3 protein-coding genes are annotated in these 2,084 nt (G+C 52.1%); all 3 read left to right on the forward strand.

Features of this window, described 5'->3' with window-relative positions; all coding sequences use genetic code 11:
- Positions 1 to 317: cytochrome c oxidase subunit 3 (locus PPL9_RS34150; protein WP_244273369.1), on the forward strand; the 317-nt coding region annotated here is incomplete at its 5' end.
- Positions 318 to 460: 143 nt separating this feature from the next.
- The gene (locus tag PPL9_RS08395) at positions 461 to 856 is read left to right on the forward strand and encodes a DUF983 domain-containing protein (protein WP_208989245.1); all 396 of its coding nucleotides are present in this window, start codon (positions 461 to 463) and stop codon (positions 854 to 856) included.
- Between the two features lie 127 nt (positions 857 to 983).
- Positions 984 to 1,931 (forward strand): SURF1 family protein, encoded by a 948-nt coding sequence (locus PPL9_RS08400; RefSeq protein WP_208989246.1) that lies wholly within the window; start codon positions 984 to 986, stop codon positions 1,929 to 1,931.
- Positions 1,932 to 2,084 lie beyond the last annotated feature (153 nt).

A 2,084-nucleotide genomic window follows, 5' to 3' on the forward strand; every position in this document is an offset into this window, starting at 1 on the left:
ATGGCCTGAAATGGGGTCTGATCGCGACTGTCGTTCTGGGTGTGATCTTCACCATCTGTCAGGCCTACGAATACTCTCATGCAGCGTTCGGCTTCTCCGAGAACATCTACGGCGCAACCTTCTTCATGGCGACAGGGTTCCATGGCTTCCACGTGATCGTGGGCACCATCTTCCTCGCTGTGTGTTTGTTCCGTGCACTGGCTGGACACTTCTCCACCACCAAGCACTTCGGCTTCGAGGCAGCAGCCTGGTACTGGCACTTTGTGGATGTGGTTTGGCTGTTCCTGTTTGCATCCGTTTACATCTGGGGCGGCTAAGCTTGCGGCATTAGCCAAGAGTGGGTCTGGAATTCAGACGAAAAAAGAAAAAAGATAAGGGCGGCGCAAGCCGCCTTTTCTATATGTATATGACCTAGGTGCCTTGCGAGCGTTCAAAGTCACCTGTGTATCCGAGGCTTCACATGAGTGAGAGGAAGAAGACAAAGGCTTATCTTGGCCTTCCTGCCAATCCATTTTCAGCTGGTCTGCGCGGAAAATGTCCACGGTGCGGGGAGGGGCCATTGTTTCAGGGCCTGCTAAACCTGCGTGCGTCCTGTTCCAGATGCGGTCTTTCCTATGACTTTGCAGATTCTGGAGACGGACCTGCAGTCTTTGTCATTCTCATTCTGGGGTTTATTCTTGTTGGTGGTGTTTTGTTCGTTGAGTTTGCGTACGAACCTCCACTCTGGCTGCATTTGATTATCTGGGCACCCGTGACTGTGGTGTTGAGTGTGACGCTTCTGCGCATACTCAAAGGCCTGTTGATTGCATTGCAGTACAAGAACAATGCAGCGGAAGGAAAGCTTGATGATCGCTGAAAGGGAGATTGGCGATGCTTCATCTGATTCAAAGCCTGCGCGAAAAAACGATGTCGCCTGGCATGAGGAACCTGAACCGGTTCCTGAACACACTCATCGCAACACGAGAAAAAACAAAGATAACACCGTGACAGATGATCAAATGGAACATGACGACACTGATGCTGAGGATGCAGTAGCAAAGCCTGGGTTAGTTGCATTTCTCAAGCGCTACTGGATCTTGCACCTGTGTGCTGCAGTTGGGCTAGCTATTCTTGCCAATCTGAGTTTGTGGCAGTTCAATCGTCTGGACGAAAAGGTGGCTTTGATTGCGCGCGCTGAAGTGCGGGCGACTGAGCCTGCTGTTGCAGCGCCCGGCCCGGCAACCTGGGAAGATATGTCGAGCGATGAAATCGACTATATGCCTGTTGAGCTGACTGGCCAGTTTATTATCGGAGAGCTGTACTACTTTGATACCCTGACCAAGCCGAAGGGCCCACTGGGCGGGCAGGGGTATTTTGTTTACGCACCTTTCATCACGAATGACGGCTGGAACGTTTTGGTCAATCGTGGCTTTGTTCCAATTGATCGCAAAGAGTTCAGCACACGTTTGGGCTCCGCTCCACCACGCGGACAAATAACCATTACCGGCCTTGCCCGCAGAGCCGAAGTGGCGAGCATGTTCTCCGCAGAACCAAACCAGAAGACCAGCGTGTGGTATGTGCGCGAGCCAAAGGCGATGGCTGAAGCAATGGGATTGCTGCCGGATCAGACCGCACCCTACACGATTGACCTTCAGGAAACCGTGAGCGTTGCTGGTGACCTGCCACAGGCGGGTGAGACCCGCATGACGTTCTCCAACAATCACCTGCAGTATGCCTTCACATGGGCAGGTCTGGCGCTCACTCTGGTCGGCGTCTACTTTGCCTTCCTGATCAAAGCATGGCTGGATCGGGGCAAGGTCTCTTCTGAAAACGAAGAGGACGATGATGAAGACGACGATGACTTTGATGCGGAAGAAGAAAAACGGAAGGCTGATCGTTTCCGTATGATATCTGACGCGGCACGGCGCAAGCGAAATAAATTTCAGCGATAGACCACAAAAAAGGGGAGCATGGCTCCATAGGCGCTAACTTAAGAAGCTATGTTCCCGAATTCGTTGAATTTTTCGCTTTCTGGGAGGTTCGCATATACCTCGCCAAAAGCTGCTGGCGTTAACTGTGATGTTAGTCAGATCCCATGCTCCCTG

The sequence above is a fragment of the Pseudovibrio sp. POLY-S9 genome (assembly GCF_001431305.1).
Classification (GTDB): domain Bacteria; phylum Pseudomonadota; class Alphaproteobacteria; order Rhizobiales; family Stappiaceae; genus Pseudovibrio.

Excerpts from the sequence above, each read along its gene's own strand:
- PPL9_RS08395 (WP_208989245.1), top strand. The coding sequence starts at position 461 with ATGAGTGAGAGGAAGAAGACAAAGGCTTATCTTGGCCTTCCTGCCAAT.